This window comes from Streptomyces corallincola (genome assembly GCF_019104725.1).
Lineage (GTDB): Bacteria > Actinomycetota > Actinomycetes > Streptomycetales > Streptomycetaceae > Streptomyces > Streptomyces corallincola.
The window spans coordinates 1-23546 of record NZ_JAHRXF010000065.1 but is presented as its reverse complement, the minus strand read 5'-3'; the positions used below and the strand labels follow the sequence as shown (position 1 = coordinate 23546).

The following is a 23546-nucleotide window of genomic DNA, read 5'->3' as shown; positions in this document are numbered from 1 at the left end:
CGCGCAGGCGATCGTCTGCGCGGCGGTCCGGGAGACGTACGAGGAGGCGGGCGTGCTGCTCGCCGGGCCCGGCGAGGACTCGGTCGTCGGGGACACCACCGGCGACGACTGGGAGGCGGACCGCGCCGCACTGGTCGCGCGTGAGCTGTCCTTCGCGGAGTTCTTGGACCGGCGCGGTCTGGTCCTGCGCTCCGATCTGCTCGCCCCCTGGTCCCGCTGGATCACCCCGGAGTTCGAGTCCCGCCGCTACGACACGTGGTTCTTCCTGGCCGCGCTTCCCGTGGGCCAGCGCACCCGCAACGCCTCCACCGAGGCCGACCGCACCCTCTGGGTCCGCCCCGAGGACGCCGCCGCCGGATACGACCGGGGTGATCTTCTGATGATGCCCCCGACCATCGCCACCCTCCGCCGCCTCCTGCCGTACGGCACGGCCGCCGAAGCCTTCGCCGCCGCCCCGGAGCGGGAGCTGACGCCGGTGCTGGCGACGGCCCGGCTGGTGGACGGGGAGGTCGTGCTGTCCTGGCCGGGACACGAGGAGTTCACCAAGCGGGTCCCGGCGGCCCCCGCGCCCCCGGCCGTGGTCCCCGGTGACGTCTCCGCCCCTCCGCCCTCCCCCGGAGCCCCCGTATGACCGACGCAGCCGCCCTCCCCGGCCAGCCGCGCGGCGGCGCGCTCTCCGGCCGCGCGACCGAGCGGGCCGTGAACGTGCTGGCGCCCAACGCCTCCGCGATGACGCTGGACGGCACCAACACCTGGATCCTCGCGGAACCGGGCTCCGACCTGGCCGTCGTCATCGACCCCGGTCCGCTGGACGACGCCCATCTGCGGGCCGTGATCGACACCGCCGGGCGGGCGGGGCGGCGGGTCGCGCTGACGCTGCTCACGCACGGGCACCCCGACCATGCCGAGGGCGCCGCCCGGTTCGCGGAGCTGACCGGGACGCGGGTCCGCGCGCTGGACCCGGCGCTGCGGCTCGGGGACGAGGGGCTGGCCGCCGGGGACGTCGTCACCGTCGGCGGGCTGGAGCTGCGGGTCGTGCCGACGCCCGGCCACACCGCCGACTCGCTGAGCTTCCACCTCCCGGCCGACCGTGCCGTCCTCACCGGTGACACCATCCTGGGCCGGGGCACCACCGTCGTGGCGCACCCCGACGGCCGCCTCGGGGACTACCTGGACACCCTGCGCCGTCTGCGCTCGCTGACCGTGGACGACGGTGTGCACACGGTCCTGCCGGGCCACGGGCCCGTCCTGGAGGACGCCCAGGGCGCCGTCGAGTTCTACCTCGCCCACCGCGCCCACCGGCTCGCCCAGGTGGAGACCGCCGTGGAGAACGGCCACCGCACCCCGGCCGAGGTCGTCGCCCACGTCTACGCCGACGTGGACCCCTCCCTCCGGCCCGCCGCCGAGCTGTCGGTGCGCGCGCAGCTGGAGTACCTGCGGGAGCACGGGCTCATCCAGGACGAGCTGTGAAGTGACGTTTCGGCGGGGGAGCGGGGCGCGCACTGCGGGGCGTGCGAGGGCTACGGCGCGCTACGGGACGTAGCGCGACCCCTCCCGCGCGCCCTCCGCGGGGCTACTCCCGCGCCCCCTTCACGCCGTGCACGCGGGCGTACTCAGCCGCCAGCCACGGACCCAGATCCTCCGTGTACGACCGCAGCAGCGCCGCGTCTCCCACCGGCTCGCGGCCGAGGCGGGCGGCGCGCAGGAGGTCGGCGGCGCGCTCGGGGTAGTACGCGCCGAAGACGGCGGCCATCTCGCCCAGGTCGCTGGTCCAGCCCTGCCAGCGGGGCATGACCAGGGTGAAGCCGGTGCGGACCAGGTGCCGGGACATGAAGCGGACCAGCGGACGCAGCGCCTCCTCCGTGTCCCCGGCCCCGGAGATCCGCTCACGCCAGCGCGGGAGCAGCGCGGCCAGGTCGCCGTTGGTCTCGCGGGCGAGCCGTGAGGTGGCCCGGTAGCGGGGGAGGCGGGCGGCGAGGTCGTCGCCGAGCAGCGGGGTGCACAGGCAGGCCAGGAACCAGCCCATGTCCTCCCGCTCGGCGGGGCTGAGCAGGCGGTCCACTCCGTACAGCAGGGCGCCGGTGCCGTCGATGGCGGCGAACTCGGTGTCCAGGGCGGTGCCGAGGGCGCGGGTGGCCGCGCGGTCGGTGTCGTCGGGCTCGTCGCGCAGGACGATCAGCACGTCCAGGTCGCTGCGGCCCGGCCGGGCGGTGCCGCGCGGGATCGAGCCGTAGAGGTAGGCGCTGTGCAGGCGGTCCCCGAAGGCCGCGGGCAGCCGTCGCCGTACGGCGTCCAGGACCGGGTGGAAGGCGGGGGCGACGCGGGTGAGGGCGCCCTCGCGGACGAAGTACCCGTCGGCGGTGAGGCCGTGGGCGGGTGGGGGCGCGGGGGGCGTGGGGGGCGGTTGTGGGGCGGTCATCACGCCACTGTGCCCCGGAGATCACTCCGGGGCACAGTGGTTTGAATGCCGATGGCCGCAGAAGCGGGCGTTCTCCCGCCGGGCGGGACGCCGCTTCAGCGCGAGCGCTTCGCCAGACGCTCCACGTCGAGCAGGATCACCGCGCGGGCCTCCAGGCGGAGCCAGCCGCGCTGCGCGAAGTCGGCCAGCGCCTTGTTCACGGTCTCGCGGGAGGCGCCGACGAGCTGGGCCAGCTCCTCCTGCGTGAGGTCGTGGACGACATGGATGCCCTCCTCCGACTGCACGCCGAACCGGCGCGAGAGGTCGAGCAGCGCGCGCGCCACCCGGCCGGGCACGTCGGAGAAGACGAGGTCCGACATGGCGTCGTTGGTCTTGCGCAGCCGCCGGGCGACGGCGCGCAGCAGGGCGCCGGCCACCTCCGGGCGGACGTTCAGCCAGGGCTGGAGGTCGCCGTGGCCGAGACCGAGCAGCTTGACCTCGGTCAGCGCGGTGGCGGTGGCCGTACGGGGGCCGGGGTCGAACAGCGACAGTTCGCCGATCAGTTCGCTGGGGCCGACGACGGCGAGCATGTTCTCGCGGCCGTCGGGGGACGTGCGGTGAAGCTTGACCTTGCCCTCGGTGACGACGTACAGCCGGTCACCGGGGTCGCCCTCGTGGAACAGCGAGTCGCCGCGTGCGAGGGTCACCTCACTCATGGAGGCGCGCAGCTCGGCGGCCTGCTCGTCGTCGAGCGCCGCGAAGAGCGGGTTGCGCCGCAGAACGTCGTCCACGAGTTCTCTCCTTGTTGACCTGCTCGGGGGACCTTGTTCCCCCGGTGTGCCGGGGGACCGTGTTCCCCGCTTTGCCGGGCGGTCCGAACAGTGTGATCTGTCACAAGGATGCCGCACCGTGCTCCAGAGGTAAGCGGCAGGGGGCCAATCGGGGGCTGATCCCGCCGCTCCGGGGCACATGTCAGAGGCAGCCTCTAGGCTGGCCGGGTGTCCAAAACGCCGGTGAGAACGCAGGCCAAGGGGGCTTAGCGGGTGGTTGTACGTCGGGATTCCGCTGTGGGCGAACAGGGCTCGGGCGGTAGTAATAAAACAGGCAAATCGCCTAAAAAGGGTGCGACTGCGGAGCCTGCGTCCGCGACGACGACAGCTGCCGCGAGGAAGACCACAGCCGCGAAGAGGGCCCCGGCCGCGAAGAAGACGGCAGCTGTGGAGAAGACGGCAGCTACGGAGAAGACCGCAGCTGTGAGGAAGACGGCGCCCGCCAAGAAGTCCGCAGCCGCGAAGAAGACCGTGGCCGCGAAGAAGTCCGCAGCCGCCGCCAAGGCGGCCCCCGCCCCCGCGCCCCCCTCCGACGGGTCCCGTACCGCTCTCGTCCGCCGCGCGCGCCGTATCAACCGGGAGCTGGCCGAGGTCTACCCCTACGCCCACCCCGAGCTGGACTTCGTCAACCCCTTCCAACTGGTCGTCGCCACCGTGCTGTCCGCACAGACCACGGATCTGCGGGTCAATCAGACGACTCCGGCGCTGTTCGCGAAGTACCCGACACCCGAGGACCTGGCCGGGGCGAACCCGAAGGAGGTCGAGGAGATCCTGCGCCCCTGCGGCTTCTTCCGCGCCAAGACCCGGTCGGTCATAGGGCTGTCGAAGGCACTGGTGGAGGACTTCGGCGGCGAGGTGCCGGGCCGCCTGGAAGACCTCGTCAAGCTGCCCGGCGTAGGGCGCAAGACCGCGTTCGTGGTGCTCGGCAGCGCGTTCGGACGCCCCGGCATCACCGTGGACACGCACTTCCAGCGGCTGGTGCGGCGCTGGAAGTGGACCGCCGAGACCGACCCCGACAAGATCGAGGCCGCCATCGGCGCGCTGTTCCCCAAGAGCGACTGGACCGACCTCTCGCACCACGTCATCTGGCACGGCCGCCGTATCTGCCACGCCCGCAAGCCCGCCTGCGGAGCCTGCCCCATCGCCCCGCTCTGCCCGGCGTACGGCGAGGGCGAGACCGACCCGGAGAAGGCGGCCAAACTCCTGAAGTACGAGAAGGGCGGCTTCCCCGGCCAGCGGCTCGACCCGCCGCAGGCGTACCTCGACGCGGGCGGTCGGCCCGCCCCGCCGCTGGGGGCCGGATGACGGAACGATCTCGTGACCCTCGGACGTTGGACACGGCAGAACGGGGGCGGCGATGACGTACACACGCGACCGGCGGGCACAGGACGGACCCGCACACGACGGCGAGGGCGGGGCGGGACCGGGCACCGGCCACGCGAACGGCACCGGTGGGAGCGGGCCCGGGCGCGGGAGCCGCGAGGCCACCCCGCCGCGAAGGCCCCTGCCCCCCGTCGCCCTCCGCGAGGACGGCCTGCCCGGCTGGCTCGACCCCGTCGTACGGGCCGCGAAGACCGTCGAGCCGCTCCAGCTCAGCCGGTTCCTGCCGCCGGAGAACGGCTCGGGGCGGCAGTCCGCCGTGCTCATCCTCTTCGGCGAGGGCGAGCGCGGTCCCGAACTGCTCCTCATGGAGCGGGCCGGGTCGCTGCGTTCGCACGCGGGGCAGCCCTCGTTCCCCGGTGGCGCGCTCGACCCGGAGGACGGCGACCCGGCGGGTGACGGGCCGTTGCGCGCCGCGCTGCGCGAGGCCGAGGAGGAGACCGGCCTCGACCCGGCGGGCGTGCAGTTGTTCGGTGTGCTGCCCGCGCTGTACATCCCGGTCAGCCACTTCGTCGTCACCCCCGTGCTCGGCTGGTGGCGCGAGCCCACCCCGGTCGGTGTGGTCGATCCCGCCGAGACCGCCCGCGTCTTCACCGTGCCCGTGGCGGATCTCACGGACCCCGCCCACCGCGCCACCACCGTGCACCCCAGCGGCTTCCGCGGTCCGGCATTCCAGGTCGAATCGACCCTCGTGTGGGGCTTCACGGCCGGGGTGATCGACCGGCTGCTGCACTTCGCCGGGTGGGAGCGTCCGTGGGACCGACGGAAGCAGGTCCCCCTCGACTGGAGGTCATGACAGGGTGTGTCCGTGAACGTGCTGGACATCCTGTTGCTGGCCGCGGCCGTGTGGTTCGCCGTCGTGGGCTACCGCCAGGGCTTCGTCGTCGGCGTCCTGTCGGTGATCGGGTTCCTCGGCGGCGGCCTGGTCGCCGTGTACGCGCTGCCGGTCGTCTGGGACGCGGTGACCGACGGCGCGAGGATCGGCAGCACGGCGGCCGTCGTCGCCGTGGTCGTCGTCATCGTCTGCGCCTCCATCGGCCAGGCCCTGACCACCCACCTCGGCAACAAGCTGCGCCGCCACATCACCTGGTCCCCGGCGCGCGCCCTGGACGCCACCGGCGGCGCCCTGGTGAACGTCGTGGCGATGCTGCTGGTCGCCTGGCTGATCGGGTCCGCGCTCGCCCAGACCACCCTGCCCACGCTCGGCAGGGAGGTCCGCAGCTCCAAGGTGCTCATCGGGGTGTCGGACTCGCTGCCCGCCGAGGCGGACACCTGGTTCAAGGACTTCACCTCCGTCCTCGCGCAGAACGGGTTCCCGCAGGTCTTCAGCCCGTTCTCCGACGAGCCCATCAAGAACGTCGAGCCGCCCGACCCCAAGCTGGCCGCCGGGTCCGTCGCCCCGCGCGCCCAGCGCTCCATCGTCAAGGTCACCGGCACCGCGCAGAGTTGCGGCAAGGTCCTGGAGGGCAGCGGGTTCGTCTTCGCCGACCGCCGGGTCATGACCAACGCCCACGTGGTCGGCGGCGTGGACGAACCCTCCGTCCAACTCGGCGGCGAGGGCCGCAAGTACCCGGCCCGCGTCGTCCTCTACGACTGGAAGCGGGACATCGCCGTCCTGGACGTGCCGGACCTCAGGGCCACCCCGCTGCGCTTCGCCACCCGCGACGCGGACGGCGGGGACGGCGCGATTGTCGCCGGGTTCCCGGAGAACGGCTCGTACGACGTGCGCGCGGCCCGCGTGCGCGGGCGCATCAGCGCCAACGGCCAGGACATCTACGGCCGGGGCACCGTCACCCGCGACGTCTACTCCCTCTACGCCACCGTCCGGCAGGGCAACTCCGGCGGCCCGCTGCTCACCCCCGAGGGCCGCGTCTACGGCGTGGTGTTCGCCCGCTCCCGCGACGACGCCGACACCGGCTACGCCCTCACCGCCGACGAGATCCGACAGGACGTCAGCCGTGGGCGTACCGCCAACCAGCAGGTGGGCACGGACAACTGCGCGCTGTAGACGGCGCGGGGCGCGGGTTCGCGTCCGCGGAGGGCGCCGTCCGCAGCTGAGCCCGGCCGCACACGGAGAAAGGGCACGGACGCTCCCGTACGTGTACGGGGGTGCCGTGCCCTGGAGGGACGGGTCGGAATGCGCGCCGTGCGTACGGCGCCGTGCTCAGCTGCGCGGATGGCGCAGCCGTACCGAGACCCAGCGGGCCCGGCGGCGGAGGATACGCGGAATCCCCACCCTCAGATCCGTCTCCGCGAACTGCGGAGCGCCGCGTTCCGTGGAGCCCGGCACGGCGGCCGGGCGGCGGTTTCGGGGTGCGTCACTGTAGTCGTGCGTCCAGCCCATGTCCCTCGTCTGCCCCAGCCCCAAGGTCCATAACCTCGCACGGGGCCCTCAATCGGCCTATGCGCCGGGCATGTGGCTGTTCGACGGACAAGTGTTCCCGAACCGGATACTCCACGCGTCCGGCCGCCTCCGTCCGGTCACGGCCGGGTCACCGGTCGGGCTCGGAATCCTTCAGCCAGTTGATCAGCTCGGCGGAGAACGCGACCGGGTCCTCCTCGTGCGGGAAGTGCCCCAGACCGTCGAACAGCCGCCAGCGGTACGGCGCTTCGACGTACTCCCCGGACCCGGCCGCGCTGCGCGTGCGCATCACCGGGTCGAGCGAGCCGTGCAGATGCAGCGTCGGCACCCGCACCGGGCGCTTCATCCGCCGGTTGAACTGGATGCCGTCCGGCCGGGCCAGCGACCGCACCAGCCAGCGGTACGGCTCGATCGAGCAGTGCGCGGTGGACGGCACGCACATCGCGCGCCGGTACGCCGCCACGTCCGCGTCCTCCGGCAGCCGGGGCCCGGACCAGTCCCGGATCAGCCGCCCGACCAGTGCCCCGTCGTCGGCGGTGAGCCGCCGCTCGGGCAGCCACGGCCGCTGGAACCCCCAGATGTAGGACCCGGCGGCGCTCTGCCGGGCGTCCCGCAGCATCGCGGAGCGCCAGCGCCTCGGGTGCGGCATGGACACCACGGCGAGCCGCCGGACCAGCTTGGGGCGCATCGCCGCCGCCGTCCACGCCAGGTAGCCGCCGAGGTCGTGGCCGACCAGCGCGGCGTCCGGCTCACCGAGCGAGCGGATCACCCCGGTGACGTCCAGGGCGAGGTTGGCGGGGTCGTAGCCGCGCGGGGTGCGGTCGCTGCCGCCGACCCCGCGCAGGTCCATCGCCACCGCCCGGTACCCGGCGGCGGCGAGCGCGGGCATCTGGTGGCGCCAGGTCCACCAGAACTGCGGGAAGCCGTGCAGCAGGAGCACCAGGGGTCCGTCACCGAGTTCGGCGATGTGGAAGCGCGCGCCGTTGGCGGCGACGTCCCGGTGCGTGACCTTCTCCCCGGTGGGCAGGTCGAGTCTCACGGCCGACGCGGCGGCTGGCTCCGTCATGAGGACGAGCGTGCCACAGCCTCGATGGCCTGGTGCCCGCGGTCGTACGGCAGCGCCGGGTGCTCCGGGCGCGGGTGCGGCTTGGCGTTCTGCAGGACGCCCGCGGTCTCCTTGAAGGAGGCCGCCGTCTTCTGCGGGCCCTTGCCCTGCTTGGCCTTCTTGGCGAATACCAGGCCGATCAGCCCGAGCAGCCCGGCCAGCAGCACGTTCGCGGCGAACGACAGCACGAAGCAGATGGCCATGTTCCAGCCGCTCCAGGTGCGGATGCCGTACGCCAGCGCGAAGTTGAGCATCGGCAGGGAGAACACCAGCAGCACACCCGCCACGGTGAAGGCGCCGCCGCCCACCGCACCGCGCTTCACGTCCTGCTTGAGCTGGGCCTTGGCCAGCGCGATCTCGTCGTGCACCAGCGCCGACATCTCGGTCGTCGCCGAGGCGAACAACTGGCCGATGCTGCGTTCGGCGCCGACCGGGCTGCCGTCGGGTGCGCTCATCGCGTTCTCCCTCTGAAGTCTCTTCGTGCCGTCTTGTTTTGTACCGTCTCGTCAGATCATGCCGGACGACCGTCTTCCTCGCCTGCCCCGCCCGTCCCTTGTGACGCTTGTGGCGAGGCGGCGGCCTCCAGCCGGGCCGCGGTGGCGCGGTGCCCGGCGGCTCTCCGCTCCAGCAGTTCGGCCATGCGCAGGTGGTGGGCCGGGTTGTCCTGCTCGTAGACGTCGGGGATGCCGTCCTGGTCCTCGTCGCGCTCCTCGTCCTCGGAGAGCCGCCGGTAACGGGCGTTGCGTACCTTCAACAGCACCGTGGCACAGACCGCCGCGATCAGCGATCCGGTGAGGACGGCGGCCTTCACCTCGCCGGTCAGCACCGGGTCGCCGGTGAAGGCCAGCTCGCCCAGCAGCAGCGACACCGTGAAGCCGATCCCGGCGAGCACGGCCACCGCGAACACGTCCGCCCAGGCCAGCTCCGGGCTCAGCGAGGCCCGCGTGAAGCGCGCCGTGAGCCAGGTCCCCCCGAACACGCCGATCGTCTTGCCCAGCACCAGCGCCAGCACCACGCCCAGCGTCTCGGGCCGCGTGAACACCTGCGCCAGCGCCCCTGCGTCCACCGGGACACCCGCGCTGAACAGGGCGAACAGCGGCACGGCGAGGCCCGCCGACAGCGGTCGTACCAGGTGCGCGACGCGTTCGCCGGGCGAGCACGACTCGCCCGTCCGGGTGGTGCAGCGCAGCATCAGACCCATCGCCACGCCCGCGATGGTGGCGTGCACCCCGCTGTTCAGCATCAGCGCCCAGATCACCAGCGCCAGCGGCACGTACACGTACCAGCCGCGCACCCCGAGCCGCAGCAGCAGCCAGAAGACGGCGAGACCGAGGACGGCGCCGCCGAGCGCGGCGAAGTCGATGCGGCCGGTGAAGAACACGGCGATGACCAGGATGGCGAACAGGTCGTCCACCACGGCCAGCGTCAGCAGGAACGCGCGCAGCGCACCGGGCAGTGAGGTCCCGATGACCGCGAGTACGGCCAGGGCGAACGCGATGTCCGTGGCGGTCGGCACCGCCCAGCCGCCGAGCGAGCCGCCGCCCGCGAGGTTGGTGAGGGTGTAGACGAGAGCGGGGACCGCCATCCCGCACAGCGCGGCCACCACGGGCAGTGCGGCGGCCCGGCGGTCGCGCAGCTCTCCGGCGACCAGTTCGCGCTTCAGCTCGACCCCGGCGACGAAGAAGAACACCGCGAGCAGGCCGTCGGCCGCCCAGTGGGCCACCGAGAGGTGCAGCCCGAGGGCGCCCGGCCCGAAGTGGGCGTCACCGACCGCCGCGTAACCGTGCTTCAGCGCCGGGACGTTGGCCCACACCAGCGCGGCGACGGCGGCCAGCAGAAGCAGCACCCCGCCCACGGTCTCGGTGCGCAGCGCGTCCAGTACGGCGGCCCGCTCGGGCAGCGGCAGCCGGGCGAGGACCTTGCGGACGGGGCGGGAGCCGGGGGTGCGGGGTGTGGTCACGGCGGTGGCCTCCGGTGGGTACGGCGAAAAGCCGCCGTCCGCGGGGTCGCGGGCGGCGCCGCCGACCAGACTTCCCGGCACACCTGAGACAACTGCTGCCCAGGCTACCGGGCCGGGAGGGGGTGGAGCATCCGCGCTGCGCGCGCCCTCCCGGCGCCGGTCCGCCGGGCCGGTCAGTCCTCGCTCGACGCCGCCGGGAGCTTGGACTGGATGAGGTCCATGACCGTGGAGTCGGTCAGCGTGGTGACGTCACCGAGCTGACGGTTCTCCGCGACGTCCCGCAGCAGCCGCCGCATGATCTTGCCGGAGCGGGTCTTGGGCAGCTCCGCGACCGGCAGGACCCGCTGGGGCTTGGCGATCGGGCCGAGCGTGGCGCCGACGTGGTCGCGCAGGGCGGCGACCAGCTTCTCGTCCTCCGAGGCGGTGCCGCGCAGGATGACGAAGGCGACGATGGCCTGTCCGGTCGTCTCGTCGGTGGCGCCCACCACGGCCGCCTCCGCGACCGCCGGGTGCGAGACCAGCGCCGACTCCACCTCGGTCGTCGAGATGTTGTGGCCGGAGACCAGCATCACGTCGTCCACCCGGCCGAGCAGCCAGATGTCGCCGTCGTCGTCCTTCTTCGCACCGTCGCCCGCGAAGTACCTGCCCTCGAAACGCGACCAGTAGGTGTCGAGGAACCGCTGGTCGTCGCCCCAGATGGTGCGCAGCATCGACGGCCACGGCTCGGTGAGCACCAGATAGCCACCGCCGCCGTTGGGCACCTCGTTGGCCTCGTCGTCCACCACGGTCGCCGCGATGCCGGGCAGCGGGCGCTGCGCGGAACCCGGCTTGGTCTCGGTGACCCCGGGCAGCGGCGAGATCATCATCGCGCCGGTCTCGGTCTGCCACCAGGTGTCCACGACCGGGGTGCGGTCACCGCCGATGTGCTTGCGGTACCAGACCCACGCCTCCGGGTTGATCGGCTCGCCCACCGAACCGAGCACCCGCAGCGACGACAGGTCGTGCCGCGCGGGGATGTCGTCGCCCCACTTCATGAACGTACGGATCGCGGTGGGCGCCGTGTACAGGATCGTGACGCCGTACTTCTGCACGATCTCCCAGAACCGGCCCTGGTGCGGGGTGTCCGGGGTGCCCTCGTACATCACCTGCGTCGCGCCGTTGGCCAGCGGGCCGTACACGATGTACGAGTGCCCGGTGACCCAGCCGACGTCCGCCGTGCACCAGTAGACGTCCGTCTCCGGCTTGAGGTCGAACACCGCCCAGTGGGTGTACGACGCCTGGGTGAGATAGCCGCCGGAGGTGTGCAGGATGCCCTTCGGCTTCCCCGTGGTGCCGGAGGTGTAGAGGATGAACAGCGGGTGCTCGGCGCCGAACGCCTCCGGGGTGTGCTCGGCGGACTGGCGCTCCACCAGTTCGTGCCACCACACGTCCCGTTCGGCGTCCCACGCCACGTCCTGGCCGGTACGGCGCACCACCAGCACGTGTTCGACGCCGGACGCCTTGCGGACCGCCTCGTCCACGGCGGGCTTCAGCGCGGACGGCTTGCCGCGCCGGTAGCCGCCGTCGGAGGTGATGACGACCTTGGCGTCCGCGTCCTGGATGCGGGTGGCGAGCGCGTCGGCGGAGAAGCCGCCGAAGACCACCGAGTGGGCGGCGCCGATCCGGGCCGCGGCCAGCATGGCGACGGCCGTCTCCGGGATCATCGGCATGTAGATGGCGACCCGGTCGCCCTTGCGCACGCCCAGCTCCAGCAGGGCGTTGGCGGCCCGGGAGACCTCGTCCTTCAGCTCCGCGTAGGTGATCGCGCGGCTGTCGCCGGGCTCGCCCTCGAAGTGGATGGCGACCCGGTCGCCGTTGCCCGCCTCCACATGCCGGTCCACGCAGTTGTACGCGACGTTCAGCTCACCGTCCGCGAACCACTTGGCGAACGGCGGGTTCGACCAGTCCAGCGTCTCCGACGGCTCCTTGGCCCAGCTGAGCCGCCGGGCCTGCTCGGCCCAGAAGCCGAGCCGGTCAGCCTTGGCCTGCTCGTACGCCTCCGCCGTGACATTGGCGTGCGCGGCCAGGTCCGCCGGCGGCGCGAAGCGTCGCTCCTCCTTGAGGAGGTTGGCCAGGCTTTCGTTACTCACGACATCTCCCTTTCCCAGGGTGTCCGTTGTGTCCCAGGCCACAGCTCATCAGACGCGGGGGTCCGATGACAAGAGCCGGCGGCCCAATTGGTTTAGACCTGTCTGCCGTGGCCCGTACACCCGTTCACACCTGGCCCCCCGGACCGGCCGGTCAGACCGGACTGCCCACCTCCGCCGCCGCCCGGGTGCTCTCCGCCACGCCCCGGAACACCGGCGCACCGGCGGGGCCGCCGGAGGCGTCCAGCAGATACGACTGCGCCTCGCCGACGTGGAAGTACATCCCGTGCAGTTCGAGCGTCCCCGCCTCCAGCGCCCGCGCGACCGGCGCGTGCGCCCGCAGGTGGTCGAGCTGCTGCACCACGTTGGTCAGGCACAGCTGTTCGGTGGCGTCGGCGGAGTCCCGCGCGGCCAGCCGGGGCCGCTCCCGCCCGCCGTCCGTCATCCGGCCGAGGCTCGGCACGCCGTGCCGCAGCCAGCGCCGCAGCGGGGTCGCCCGCTCCTCCGGCCCCGAGGCCAGCAGCGCCTGCATCGCCCCGCACCCGGAGTGCCCGCACACCGTGATGGAGCGCACCCCCAGCACCTCCACCGCGTACTCGATGGCGGCGGCCACCGAGTCGTCCCCGTGCTCCTCGCCCGGCGGCGGGACCAGATTGCCGACGTTGCGCACGACGAACAGGTCACCGGGACCGCTGGCCGTGATCATCGACGTGACCAGCCGGGAGTCCGCGCAGGTGAGGAAGAGCTGCGAGGGCCGCTGCCCCTCCCGCGCCAGCCGGGCCAGCTCGTCCCGGACCAGGGGAGCGGTGTTCCGCTGGAACGAGGTGATGCCGCGCGCCAGTTCGTGCGCCGCCGGGGCGGCCGGGGAATCGGTGACACACGCCTGGTGGTTGGTCCACGGTGTCCACGGCCGACACCGGCAGCCCGTCGTCCCCGCGGCCCCGGCCGCTTCACCGGCCCGTACGCCGCCGCGCCGGGACGGCATCTCGACCGTGCCGCCGCGCGCGGTGTGCGCGTTCCGCCAGTCCTGGAGCGACTCGTACGCCGCGTGGTCCATGAACGAGCCCTCCAGCTCCACCACGGCGTGCGTGCCGGGCGGCACCAGATGCAGCGCCCGGCTGAGCCGGGGCACCGCGAGGAACGTCAGCTGGCCGCGTACGTGGATGTGGTGGACCCCCGCCTCCTCGGTGTGGCTGACGCGGGTGTGGGCGAGCCGGTTCAGCGCCAGGGCGACGGCGACGGCGACCCCGATGGCCACACCCTCCAGCACGCCGATGAACACCACGCCGAGCGTCGTCGCCGCGTACACCGCGACCTCGCGGTGCCGGGTGACCGTGCGGATGTGGTTCAGCGAGACCATCTGGATGCCGACGGCCATCACCAGCGCGGCGAGCGAGGCCAGCGGGATGTGCTCCAGCAGCGGCACCATCAGCAGCGCGGCGGCCACCACCAGGACGCCGTGCAGCATCGCGGAGTTCCGGCTCACCGCGCCCGCGTTGACGTTCGCGGTGCTGCGTACGGCCACGCCCGCGACGGGCAGTCCGCCGAGCGCCCCGGAGACGATGTTGGCGGCGCCCTGGCCGAGGAGTTCGCGGTCGAGGTTCGAGCGGGCGACCCGCGCCTGCGCGCCGGTGCGGGCGGCGGTCAGCTTGTCCACGGCGACCGCGCCGAGCAGCGACTGCACGCTGCACACCAGGGTGGTGGTCAGCACGGCGGCGACCACGCCGAGCACCGGTCCCTCGGGCAGCCCGGCCAGCGCGTGGCTGCTCCAGGACGGCAGGTCCACCCGGGGCAGGGTGAGCCCCGCGAGCGTGGCGGTCACGGTGGCCCCGGCGACGGCGACCAGCGCGGCGGGCACCGTGCGCAGCAGCCGTCCGGCCCGGCCGGGCAGCCGGGGCCAGGCCAGCAGCAGGGTCAGGGTCAGCACGCTCATCGACACGGCGGCCGGGTGCAGATGCGCCAACTGGTGCGGCAGCGCACGCAGGTTGGCGAGCACGGAGCTGTCCGGGGTGCCGCCGAGCACGATGTGCAACTGGGCGACGGCGATGGTGACGCCGATCCCGGCGAGCATGCCGTGCACCACGGCCGGGCTCACCGCGAGCGCGCCCCGCGCGACCCGCAGACAGCCGAGCCCGAGCTGGGCGAGTCCGGCGAGGACGGTGATGCCGCAGGTGGCCCGCCAGCCGTAGCGGTGGATCAACTCGGCGGTGACCACGGTGAGTCCGGCGGCGGGGCCGCTGACCTGGAGCGGGCAGCCGCCGAGCCGTCCGGCGACGATCCCGCCGACGGCGGCGGCGACCAGTCCGGCCTGGAGCGGGGCGCCGGTGGCCAGCGCGATGCCGAGGGAGAGCGGGAGGGCGATCAGGAAGACCGCGATGGAGGCCGACACGTCGGCACCGGCCGGAAGCAGGCGGCGGCGCCGGGCGGGCGGCGGGCTGTGGGGGTCGTGGGTGTGCGGGGTGCGGGTGGGTGCGCTGGCTGACATGGTCCCGTCTCCTCCGGGTGGCGCGGTCGCGTGGGGGTGGGTCCCCGGCGGGGCCGGGGCACCGGCGCGGCCGTGGGGTCACGGCGTGCGGCGGCGGGATGAGATCAACGTTTGGTAAATGAAAGGTAATGCAGAGTAAAGGCCGCGCATACCTTTCCCGGGCAAATGGGGCACTCAATCACTCCGGTGAGTGATGCGGGCATTTCATCGGCTTGTCGTACTAATTCATTCCGGGTCTCGTGCGACCTTGACGGCGCCACCGGGGCGATTCCGGCGCACCGCCGGGAGACGCCCTCACCAGGCTTCGCCCGAGAGAAGGAAGAAGGTGGGCGGAACATGGCCGCCACCCGAAAGTTCGCCGTCTCTGCCGTGGTCGCCGCGGCCTGCACCGCCTCGCTCGCCGGCTGCGGGGGCGGCACCCCCGCCGGGAAGCAGCAGGGTGCGCCCGGCCCGCAGAAGGCCGCGCCCGCCGCCCCGGCACCGAACAGCGTCCTGCGCCTGATCGGTGACGGCTCCACCGCCTACACCGGCTCCCAGCCCCACCTGCCCGTCCCGGAGAAGCTGAAGCCCGGCCAGAAGCCCCCGCAGTTCGTGGTGTTCTCCTGGGACGGCGCGGGCGAGGACAGCCAGAAGCTGTTCTCCCACTTCCGCAAGGTCGCCAAGGAGAACAACGCGACCATGACGTACTTCCTCAGCGGCGTGTACATGCTGCCCGAGGAGAAGCGCGACCTCTACCGGCCGCCGCAGCACACGCCGGGCAGCTCCGAGATCGGCTTCAACGACCGGCAGGGCATCTCCGACACCCTCAAGCAGGTCCGCCTGGCCTGGCTGGAGGGCAACGAGATCGGCACCCACTTCAACGGGCACTTCTGCGGCCCCCAGGGCGGCGCCGACACCTGGTCGGTGGACGAGTGGAAGAGCGAGATCAACCAGGCCAAGGGCTTCGTGAAGTCCTGGCGGACCAACACCGGCATGACCGGCACCGCCCCGCTCCCCTTCGACTACGACAAGGAGCTGATCGGCGCCCGCACCCCCTGCCTGGAAGGCCGGAAGAACTTCGTCAAGGCCGCCTCCGACCTCGGCTTCCGCTACGACTCCAGCGGCGTCGTGCACCAGCTCTGGCCCCAGAAGAGGGGCAAGCTCTGGGACCTGTCCATGCAGCTGGTGCCCTTCCCCGGCCACACCTACGAGCAGCTGACGATGGACTACAACTTCATGGTCAACCAGTCCGGCACCCAGACCCAGGGCGACCCCGACAAGTTCGACTACTGGGGCGACCAGATGCGCGACGGCCTGCTCAAGGGCTTCTACCGGGCCTACGACGGCAACCGCGCGCCCCTGGTCATCGGCAACCACTTCGAGTCCTGGAACGGCGGCACCTACATGCGCGCCCTGGACGAGGTCATCAAGCAGACCTGCACCAAGCCCGAGGTGCGCTGCGTCTCCTTCCACCAGCTCGCCGACTGGCTCGACGCCCAGGACCCGGCGACCCTCGCCAAGCTGCGCGGTCTGGAGGTCGGCGAGGCGCCCCGGCAGGGCTGGGCGTCGTACCTCTCCGGCAAGCCCGCCCCGGCGCCCAAGGGCGTACCGGGGGCCCCGGCCACGGCCGCCGGGAAGCAGTAGCCCCGGCGCACACCGCCGCGGCCGGGCCCGGCGCCGGACGGAGAACGTCCGGCGCACGGCCCGGCCGTCACGGGACCGGGCGGGCGCCGGGTCAGGCGGGCGCGGTCACGCTCTCGCTCAGCACGAAACCGGGGTCCACCTGCGCGGCCAGGTCGGCACCGGTGCGTTCGTTGCCCCAGGACGCGGCGTTCTTCAGATGGAAGTGGACCATCTGGCGGGTGTACCGCTGCCAGTCGCGCCGACGGTAGGTGGCGTCGGCGGCCTCCCGGAGCGCGCACAGCGCCTGCGCGTCGGACTCGCCCAGCAGCCCGAACCGGGGCGGCCGTCCCTTCTCCATCGCGCGCACCCAGTCCGAGTGTCCGACCGTCACCAGCAGGTCGTCCCCGACCTCCGCGCGCAGGAAGTCGATGTCGTCCTGCCCCTGCACCTTGTTGCCGACGACCTTCAGGGCGACGCCGTAGTCGCTGGCGTACTCCTTGTACTGCCGGTAGACGGAGACCCCCTTGCGGGTCGGCTCCGCGACGAGGAACGTCATGTCGAAGCGGGTGAACATGCCGGAGGCGAACGAGTCCGACCCCGCGGTCATGTCCACCACCACGTACTCGTCGGGGCCGTCCACGAGGTGGTTGAGGAGCAGTTCCACGGCGCCGGTCTTGGAGTGGTAGCACGCCACTCCGAGGTCGGCGTCGCTGAAGGAGCCGGTGACCATCAGACGAACGGCGCCGCCGTCGAGTTCCACCGGACGCGCGCAGGCGTCGTAGACCGGGTTCGGCTCGCGCACCCGGACCAGCCGGGAGCCCTCGCCGGGCGGGGTCGTCTTGATCATCGTCTCGGCGGAGGCGATGCGCGGGTTGGTGCCCCGCAGGTAGTCCTTGATGAGCGGCAGCCGCTCGCCGAGCGCGGGCAGCGCCGCCGCCTCGGCCTCGGTCAGGCCCAGCGCGGGGCCGAGATGCTGGTTGATGTCCGCGTCCACGGCCACCACGGGCGCGCCCGCCGCGGCGAGATGGCGGATGAAGAGGGAGGAGAGCGTCGTCTTGCCGCTGCCGCCCTTCCCGACGAAAGCAATTTTCATGTTCACCAAGGGTAGTCAGTCGATAGCTCTATGTGTCAGGAACGGTGAAGAAGACCACTCCTTCGTGGGGGTCGCGCGGCGGGGTGCGTAGGGTCGTACTCATGAGTACGACAGGTGCGAGCGCAGATCCGCTCGCGGCGCTGGGCTCACTGCCCGGTGTCGCGGAGTCCGTGGAATCCGTCCGCAAGGCCGTGGACCGCGTCTACGGCCACCGGGTCATGCGCCGACGCAGCAACGAGATCACCTCCGAGGCCGCGCTGCGCGGCGCGCGCGGCTCGGCGGCCCTGTCCGGCGCCGACTGGGCGCTGGAGGAGGTGCGCAGGCGCACGGACTTCGGTGTGGACGGCGAGGCGCGCGTCATGGGCGCCGCGCTCCGGCTGACCGCGGAGGCGGGCCAACTGCTGTCCGTCTGGCGGCAGTCGCCGCTGCGGGTGCTGGCCCGGCTGCATCTGGTGGCCGCCGCCGACCGGGGCGACGCGGTGGGCCGCCCCCGGCTGGAGGGCGAGAGCGCCGACGAACCGCTGGTCGAACTGCCGCTGCCCGGCGCGAAGGAGGTGGCCGGGCGGCTGGAGGGCCTGGCGGACCTGGTCATCCGGGGCACGGCCGCGCCCGCGCTGGTCACGGCCGCCGTGGTGCACGGCGAACTCCTCGCCCTGCGCCCCTTCACCTCGTACAACGGCCTGGTAGCGCGGGCGGCCGAGCGGATCGTGCTGATCGGCAGCGGCCTCGACCCCAAGGCGGTCTGCCCGGCGGAGGCGGGCCACGCCGAACTGGGCCGCGCCGAGTATCTGGCCGCGCTCGACGGCTACGTCTCCGGGACCCCGGCGGGTATGGCGGGCTGGATCGCGCACTGCGGCCGGGCCGTCGAGCTGGGCGTGCGGGAATCGACGGCGGTCTGCGAGGCGCTCCAGCGCGGCGCCGCCTGACACCGAGGACGGGCGGCGTCCGGACGAATGAGTGCGGCGGTACGACTGGTCGTACCGCCGCTAAGCATGACCGCCGGGTTACCAGGCGTCCGTGATGTGTGGCCCATCAGGCCGGGAACTCTGCCCGATGCCTGGTGGGTAGGCCCGTAATCGACGGGTCACCGTCGCGTGGGTGCCCGGTGTCCATGCCCGGTCCGTGGGACCACGTGCGTACGGGTAGGTGATCCTCTCGGATGTCCCTGGTCACGCGGGCCGTTGCTTCTTTTGTACTGCACACCGCCGACCGGGGGAACCCCTGGCCCGGACTTTCTTTATTTTTCGGTGTGAATCGATCGAAACCGGGCGGAGCTGGATCGCCACGACGGGCCGGTGCGGCGGGCCGTCGCGCCGATCCGGCGTGGGCGGGCTCAGGCCGGGGCGGACCTGCGGCGCCCGGCGTACCAGACCAGACCGGCGGTGGCCGCCGCCGCTCCGACGGCCGCGACGGCGACCAGCGCCGGACGCGGCGGTACGCCGAACCGGGGGAGGCGCTTCTTCAGCGGGACCGGACGGCGGAACTCCAGCACCGGCCAGCCGCGCGCGACCGCCTCGCGGCGCAGGGTGCGGTCGGGGTTGACGGCGTGCGGGTGGCCGACCGCCCTGAGCATCGGCAGGTCGGTCGCCGAGTCGCTGTAGGCGTAGCAGCGGTCGAGGTCGTACCCCTCGGACGCGGCCAGCTCGCGGACCGCCTCCGCCTTGGTCGGGCCGTACGCGTAGTACGCCACCTCGCCGGTGAAGCAGCCGTCCTCGCCCACCACCATCCGGGTGGCCACCACCCGGTCCGCGCCCAGCAGTTCACCGATCGGCTCGACCACCTCGGCGCCCGAGGTGGACACGATCACCACGTCCCGCCCGGCCGTGTGGTGCCACTCGATGAGCGAGGCCGCCTCGTCGTAGATGATCGGGTCGATCAGGTCGTGCAGGGTCTCCGCGACGATCTCCCTCACCTGCCGTACGTTCCAGCCGCGGCACAGCGACGAGAGGTACTCGCGCATCCGCTCCATCTGGTCGTGGTCCAGGCCCCCGGCGAGGAACACGAACTGGGCGTACGCGGTGCGCAGTACGGCCCTTCGGTTGATCAGGCCGCCCTGGTAGAAGGACTTGCTGAAGGTGAGCGTGCTCGACTTCGCAATGACCGTCTTGTCCAGGTCGAAGAAGGCCGCGGCGCGGGGCAAGGAGTGGTTTTCCACGCCCCCGAGCATAGGCGCCCACCATTCGGCGTAAGGTGTGGCGTGTGGGTTTGCCTGAGAAGCCTCTCGGGTACACCATGAAAGTCACGGATCGTTCGCGACCGTGCTAACCCGGCCCGACTCCTCCCCCCCCGAGTCGGCCGTGGAGACGACCCCCGCTCTCCCCCCCGGCGGGGGTCGTCGCATGTCCGGACGCGTTTTCTCCGTCCCTCAACAACCTCAGGGCCCGACGCCGCGCCGCGTCGGGCCCCGCTTCGTCATGCCCATGTTCCATTACTCTCGGTAATCGCGGCGCGACATCCGGGAACTCGCGCACGGCATCGCGGAACACGTTCAACGGCATCGGGGGAGTTCGTGCACAGGGCGCCGCGAGGGTCACCGGATCGGGTGACGGCGATATTCACAACCGGCTAGTTCTCCCCGGTTTTTCACCAAGATCAACACGATTTCCCGGTTCGCCGCACAGTGATTCCCATGCGCTCCGGACCCGGTGAGTTCACGGCCGGTTCGGATTGCCGGAGCGCCGAATGGCCGATACCCGTCGGCCGCCGTACGGCGTCGTGCGCCGCCCGGCGGGGACCGGGCACCGGCCCTCGCCGCAGCACGCACCGAAGGGGGAATCACCGATGACCGGAACCGTGGCCCAGGAGCCGCAGTCCGCCGCGAACGGACGGCCCGGACGGCCGCTCATCCTGACCGAGGACGCCGTACTCCTCGACGACCTGCTGCGCCTGTGCGCCGCCGCGGGCGCCACACCCGAGGTCCGGCCCCGGCTGCCCGACCAGGGCGGCGGCTGGGAGGCCGCACCGCTCGTCCTGGTCGGCGACGACGCCGCCCACCGGGTACGGGGCGCGGCGCGGCGGCGCGGAGTGGTGCTGGTCGGCCGGGACCAGGACGACCCCGAGGTGTGGCAGAGAGCCGTACGGATCGGCGCCGACCACGTCCTGATGCTGCCCGACGGCGAACAGTGGCTGGTCGATCGCATCGCGGACGTGGTCGAGGGCGTCGGCCGCCCCGCCCTCACCGTGGGCGTCATCGGCGGCCGGGGCGGAGCAGGGGCATCCACCCTGGCCTGCGCCCTCGCCGTCACCGCCGCCCGGCACGGCACCCGCACCCTGCTCGTGGACGCCGACCCGCTCGGCGGCGGACTCGACGTCCTCCTCGGCGGCGAGAGCACCGAGGGGCTGCGCTGGCCCGCCTTCGCCGCCTCGCGCGGCCGGGTCGGCGGCGGCGCCCTGGAGGAGTCCCTGCCCCGGCTGCACGCGCTGCGGGTCCTGAGCTGGGACCGGGGCGACTGCGTCGCGGTCCCGCCCCAGGCCGTACGGGCGGTGCTCGCCGCCGCCCGGCGGCGCGGTGGCGCGGTCGTCGTGGATCTCCCGCGCCGCCTGGACGAGGGCGTCGCGGAAGTCCTCGCCCAGCTCGACCTGGCCGTCCTCGTCGTCACCGGCGACCTGCGCGCCGTCGCGGCGGCCGGTCGCGTCGCCTCGGTCGTGGGCATGGTCGTCCGCGACCTGCGGGTGGCCGTACGGGGGCCCTACGCACCGGGCCTGGACGAACGCGAGGTGGCGCGGCTGCTCCGCCTGCCGCTCGCCGGTGAGGTCCCGGTCGAACCGGGCCTGCTGCGCCCGCGCGGCACCCCCAAGGCCCCCGCCGCCTCCGGACGCGGCCCGCTGTCCCGCTTCTGCGCGGGGTTCTGGGAGCAGGCGCTGGTGGAGTCGGGGGGTGCGCGATGAGGGGCGCGCGGGTGGCTGGGCCCGGTGGTACGGCGCTGTTCGGCGGGTTTCCGGGAGTGCGCCCTCGCCGGGACGGCGGGCGTGCGGTGCGGGGCGCGGGGACGGTCCGGCCGGGAGGCGTCGCGCTGCCGGGCGGCTCTCGGGAGTGCCTGCCCGCCGGGGCGGGGGGTGTGCGGTGAGCCGCCCCGGACCGGTCCGGCCCGACGGTGCCGCTCTGCTGGACGGGGTGCGCCGCCGGCTCGCGGAGAGCGGGGCCGAGCCCACACCGGCACGGGTGGCCCAGGCGCTGCGCGAACAGGGGCGGGTGCTCGGGGACGCCGAAGTGCTGGGAACGGCCGAGCGGTTGCGGTCCGAACTGGTCGGCACCGGCCCGCTGGAACCTCTGCTCGCGGACCCGAGCGTCACCGACGTGCTGGTCTCCGCCCCGGACCGGGTGTGGGTGGACCGGGGCGGCGGGCTCGAACCGACCTCGGTGACCTTCCCGGACGCGGCGGCCGTACGGCGCCTCGCGCAGCGGCTCGCCGCCGTCGCCGGGCGCAGGCTGGACGACGCGCGGCCCTGGGCCGACGCCCGGCTGCCCGACGGGACCCGGCTGCACGCCGTGCTGCCCCCGGTGGCCGTCGGCTGCACCTGTCTGTCGCTACGAGTGGTGCGCCCCAAGGCGTTCACCCTGGACGAGCTGGTGCGGGCCGGTACGGTCCCGCCGGGCGGCGACCTGTTCCTGCGGGCCCTGCTGTCGGCCCGGCTGTCCTTCCTGATCAGCGGCGGAACTGGCTCGGGCAAGACAACCCTCCTGAGTGCCCTGCTCGGTCTCGTCGGCCCCGGCGAACGCATCGTCCTGGCCGAGGACTCCGCCGAATTGCGCCCCGAACACCCGCACGTCGTACGGCTGGAGACCCGGCCCGCCAACCAGGAGGGCGCCGGTCTGGTCACCCTGGAGGACCTCGTCAGGCAGGCGCTGCGCATGCGGCCCGACCGGCTGGTCGTCGGGGAGGTCCGGGGCCCCGAGGTGGTGCATCTGCTAGCCGCGCTGAACACCGGCCACGAGGGCGGCTGCGGGACCGTCCACGCCAACACGGCAGCCGACGTCCCGGCCCGCCTCGAAGCACTCGGTACGGCCGCCGGGCTCGACCGGGCCGCCCTGCACAGCCAGTTGGCCGCCGCACTCTCCGTCGTCCTGCACCTCGTACGGGACCGGGACGGGCGGCGCCGGATCGCGGAGGTCCATGTCCTGGAGCGGGACGGTGCCGGGTGGGTGCGGACCGTACCGGCGCTGCGCTGGGGGACGCGGGCGTTCCGGCCGGAGCGGGGCTGGGAGCGGTTGCGGGTGCTGCTGGGCGGAGCCGGGGGTGATGCGGCCGGGGGTGCGTGAGGGGTCGGGCGGTGGGGTGTGCGGGACGCGGTGAGAGAGGTGGTCGGTGTGCGGGGTGTGACGGCTGTGGTGGCGGTGGGCGCTTGTGCCGGGGGCGCCGTATGGGTGCTCGGGGCGCTGGGTGGGCGGCGGAGCGGGGTGCGGCGGGCGCGGCTTCTGCTGGCGGGGGGTGGGGAGTTGGCCGCCGGTCCGCCCGGCTGGGGGCGCGGTGTGGAAGGGCTGGAGCGGCTGGAGTGGGTGCGGTGGGTTCGGGAGCGGTGGGGTGTCGAGTGGTGGGCGCTGGTGGCCGGGTTGGTGCTCGCGGTGCCGGGCGCCTCGGTGATCCCGGCGGTCGCGGGGGCCGCCGGAGTGCCGGTACTGCGCCGGGCACGCCTGGCGCGGGAGGCCGACCGGGACCGGGACGCGCGGGCCGACGCGGTGATCGGCCTGTGCGGGGTGCTCGCCCAGGAGGTACGGGCCGGACGGCAGCCGGGGGAGGCGCTGTTGTCGGCCACCGGGGATTCCGGCGGCCTCGGGGAGGCGCGGGCCGCGGTGGTCGCGGCGGCACGGTTCGGCGGTGACGTACCGGGCGCGCTGGCCCTCGCGGCACGGCAGCCGGGCGCCGGGGGGCTGCGCGGACTCGCCGCCTGCTGGCGGGTGGCCGTGGACCGGGGCGCCGGGCTCGCCGACGGTCTCGACCGGCTGGAGTCGGCACTCCGCGCGGAACGGGACCAGCGGGCCGACCTGCGCGCCCAGTTGGCGGGTGCGCGGGCCACGGCGCTGATGCTGGCGGCGCTTCCGGCACTGGGGCTGCTGCTCGGCGCGGCGATGGGCGCCGATCCGCTGCGGGTGCTGTTCCACAGCGGGGCGGGGTGGGGGTGCCTGGTCGTGGGGGCGGTGTGCGAGGGGGCGGGGGGGTGGGGGGTGCGGCGGATTGTGCGGGGTGCTGGGGCTGGGGCTGGTGGG

General features: G+C 73.4%; 20 protein-coding genes. 10 read left to right on the top strand and 10 right to left on the bottom strand.

The genetic code is table 11. From position 1 onward, the window contains the following. Together KUM39_RS26520 and KUM39_RS26515 are read left to right on the top strand one after the other, a co-directional pair. Positions 1 to 631: NUDIX hydrolase (locus KUM39_RS26520; RefSeq protein WP_504740071.1), on the top strand; the 631-nt coding region annotated here is incomplete at its 5' end. After that, positions 628 to 1470 carry an MBL fold metallo-hydrolase gene (locus KUM39_RS26515; RefSeq protein WP_217788312.1) on the top strand — a complete coding sequence of 281 codons (843 nt, stop codon included), beginning with the start codon at positions 628 to 630 and terminating at the stop codon, positions 1468 to 1470. The genes KUM39_RS26520 and KUM39_RS26515, both read left to right, overlap by 4 nt. A gap of 103 nt (positions 1471 to 1573) precedes the next feature. Here the strand turns inward: KUM39_RS26515 and KUM39_RS26510 are convergent, their stop codons facing one another. Continuing rightward, on the bottom strand, positions 1574 to 2419 hold the full coding sequence (locus tag KUM39_RS26510; protein ID WP_217788311.1) for a nucleotidyltransferase domain-containing protein: 846 nt from the start codon (positions 2417 to 2419) through the stop codon (positions 1574 to 1576). A 95-nt stretch (positions 2420 to 2514) separates the two neighbouring features. After that, positions 2515 to 3189 carry a Crp/Fnr family transcriptional regulator gene (locus KUM39_RS26505; protein WP_094218401.1) on the bottom strand — a complete coding sequence of 225 codons (675 nt, stop codon included), beginning with the start codon at positions 3187 to 3189 and terminating at the stop codon, positions 2515 to 2517. A 276-nt stretch (positions 3190 to 3465) separates the two neighbouring features. Here KUM39_RS26505 and nth point away from each other — a divergent pair, with 276 nt between their 5' ends. From nth to KUM39_RS26490, 3 genes are read left to right on the top strand one after another with little or no spacing between them, the layout of a single operon-like run. Then, a complete protein-coding gene (gene nth / locus KUM39_RS26500) occupies positions 3466 to 4533 on the top strand; it encodes an endonuclease III (RefSeq protein ID WP_217788310.1) in 1068 nt (355 codons plus the stop codon). Between the two features lie 52 nt (positions 4534 to 4585). Then, a complete protein-coding gene (locus KUM39_RS26495) occupies positions 4586 to 5404 on the top strand; it encodes an NUDIX hydrolase (protein ID WP_246620764.1) in 819 nt (272 codons plus the stop codon). A 12-nt stretch (positions 5405 to 5416) separates the two neighbouring features. Next, a complete protein-coding gene (locus KUM39_RS26490) occupies positions 5417 to 6616 on the top strand; it encodes a MarP family serine protease (RefSeq protein WP_217788309.1) in 1200 nt (399 codons plus the stop codon). Positions 6617 to 6772: 156 nt separating this feature from the next. Here the strand turns inward: KUM39_RS26490 and KUM39_RS28455 are convergent, their stop codons facing one another. From KUM39_RS28455 to KUM39_RS26465, 6 genes are all read right to left on the bottom strand, one after another. Further along, entirely contained in the window at positions 6773 to 6952 is a 180-nt protein-coding gene (locus tag KUM39_RS28455; protein WP_246620769.1) for a hypothetical protein, read from the bottom strand. 148 nt (positions 6953 to 7100) lie between these two features. Continuing rightward, positions 7101 to 8036 carry an alpha/beta fold hydrolase gene (locus tag KUM39_RS26485; RefSeq protein ID WP_217788308.1) on the bottom strand — a complete coding sequence of 312 codons (936 nt, stop codon included), beginning with the start codon at positions 8034 to 8036 and terminating at the stop codon, positions 7101 to 7103. Beyond that, positions 8033 to 8530: a phage holin family protein gene (locus tag KUM39_RS26480; protein WP_217788307.1), complete on the bottom strand. Its 498-nt coding sequence runs from the start codon at positions 8528 to 8530 to the stop codon at positions 8033 to 8035. The genes KUM39_RS26485 and KUM39_RS26480 overlap by 4 nt, the downstream gene beginning before the upstream one ends. A gap of 56 nt (positions 8531 to 8586) precedes the next feature. Next, complete coding sequence (nhaA, locus tag KUM39_RS26475) at positions 8587 to 10035, bottom strand: Na+/H+ antiporter NhaA (RefSeq protein ID WP_217788306.1); 1449 nt, start codon at positions 10033 to 10035, stop codon at positions 8587 to 8589. Between the two features lie 173 nt (positions 10036 to 10208). Next, entirely contained in the window at positions 10209 to 12164 is a 1956-nt protein-coding gene (gene acs, locus KUM39_RS26470; protein ID WP_217788305.1) for an acetate--CoA ligase, read from the bottom strand. Between the two features lie 151 nt (positions 12165 to 12315). Beyond that, entirely contained in the window at positions 12316 to 14646 is a 2331-nt protein-coding gene (locus tag KUM39_RS26465) for a SulP family inorganic anion transporter (RefSeq protein WP_217788304.1), read from the bottom strand. A gap of 336 nt (positions 14647 to 14982) precedes the next feature. Between KUM39_RS26465 and KUM39_RS26460 the strand changes: the two genes are divergently transcribed. Then, positions 14983 to 16269 (top strand): polysaccharide deacetylase family protein, encoded by a 1287-nt coding sequence (locus KUM39_RS26460; RefSeq protein WP_217788303.1) that lies wholly within the window; start codon positions 14983 to 14985, stop codon positions 16267 to 16269. 91 nt (positions 16270 to 16360) lie between these two features. Here KUM39_RS26460 and KUM39_RS26455 read toward each other — a convergent pair whose 3' ends face one another. After that, positions 16361 to 17341, bottom strand: a complete 981-nt coding sequence (locus KUM39_RS26455; protein WP_217788302.1) for an ATP-binding protein — start codon at positions 17339 to 17341, stop codon at positions 16361 to 16363. Between the two features lie 101 nt (positions 17342 to 17442). Here KUM39_RS26455 and KUM39_RS26450 point away from each other — a divergent pair, with 101 nt between their 5' ends. Continuing rightward, positions 17443 to 18267 carry a Fic family protein gene (locus tag KUM39_RS26450; protein ID WP_217788301.1) on the top strand — a complete coding sequence of 275 codons (825 nt, stop codon included), beginning with the start codon at positions 17443 to 17445 and terminating at the stop codon, positions 18265 to 18267. A gap of 407 nt (positions 18268 to 18674) precedes the next feature. On the opposite strand, the gene KUM39_RS26445 is transcribed toward KUM39_RS26450, so the two are convergent. Further along, entirely contained in the window at positions 18675 to 19508 is an 834-nt protein-coding gene (locus KUM39_RS26445) for an HAD family hydrolase (RefSeq protein ID WP_217788300.1), read from the bottom strand. Positions 19509 to 20122: 614 nt separating this feature from the next. Between KUM39_RS26445 and ssd the strand changes: the two genes are divergently transcribed. From ssd to KUM39_RS26430, 3 genes are all read left to right on the top strand, one after another. Continuing rightward, a complete protein-coding gene (gene ssd / locus KUM39_RS26440; RefSeq protein WP_217788299.1) occupies positions 20123 to 21229 on the top strand; it encodes a septum site-determining protein Ssd in 1107 nt (368 codons plus the stop codon). 175 nt (positions 21230 to 21404) lie between these two features. Then, positions 21405 to 22601: a TadA family conjugal transfer-associated ATPase gene (locus tag KUM39_RS26435; RefSeq protein ID WP_217788298.1), complete on the top strand. Its 1197-nt coding sequence runs from the start codon at positions 21405 to 21407 to the stop codon at positions 22599 to 22601. 48 nt (positions 22602 to 22649) lie between these two features. Then, positions 22650 to 23546: type II secretion system F family protein (locus KUM39_RS26430; RefSeq protein ID WP_372455825.1), on the top strand; the 897-nt coding region annotated here is incomplete at its 3' end.

Coding starts and splice junctions, on each gene's coding strand:
- KUM39_RS26515 (WP_217788312.1), top strand. CDS start 628: ATGACCGACGCAGCCGCCCTCCCCGGCCAGCCGCGCGGCGGCGCGCTC.
- KUM39_RS26455 (WP_217788302.1), bottom strand. CDS start 17,341: ATGAAAATTGCTTTCGTCGGGAAGGGCGGCAGCGGCAAGACGACGCTC.
- KUM39_RS26480 (WP_217788307.1), bottom strand. CDS start 8,530: ATGAGCGCACCCGACGGCAGCCCGGTCGGCGCCGAACGCAGCATCGGC.
- KUM39_RS26510 (WP_217788311.1), bottom strand. CDS start 2,419: ATGACCGCCCCACAACCGCCCCCCACGCCCCCCGCGCCCCCACCCGCC.
- KUM39_RS26445 (WP_217788300.1), bottom strand. CDS start 19,508: ATGCTCGGGGGCGTGGAAAACCACTCCTTGCCCCGCGCCGCGGCCTTC.
- KUM39_RS26465 (WP_217788304.1), bottom strand. CDS start 14,646: ATGTCAGCCAGCGCACCCACCCGCACCCCGCACACCCACGACCCCCAC.
- KUM39_RS26485 (WP_217788308.1), bottom strand. CDS start 8,036: ATGACGGAGCCAGCCGCCGCGTCGGCCGTGAGACTCGACCTGCCCACC.
- KUM39_RS26460 (WP_217788303.1), top strand. CDS start 14,983: ATGGCCGCCACCCGAAAGTTCGCCGTCTCTGCCGTGGTCGCCGCGGCC.
- ssd (WP_217788299.1), top strand. CDS start 20,123: ATGACCGGAACCGTGGCCCAGGAGCCGCAGTCCGCCGCGAACGGACGG.
- KUM39_RS26450 (WP_217788301.1), top strand. CDS start 17,443: ATGAGTACGACAGGTGCGAGCGCAGATCCGCTCGCGGCGCTGGGCTCA.
- KUM39_RS26495 (WP_246620764.1), top strand. CDS start 4,586: ATGACGTACACACGCGACCGGCGGGCACAGGACGGACCCGCACACGAC.
- KUM39_RS28455 (WP_246620769.1), bottom strand. CDS start 6,952: ATGGGCTGGACGCACGACTACAGTGACGCACCCCGAAACCGCCGCCCG.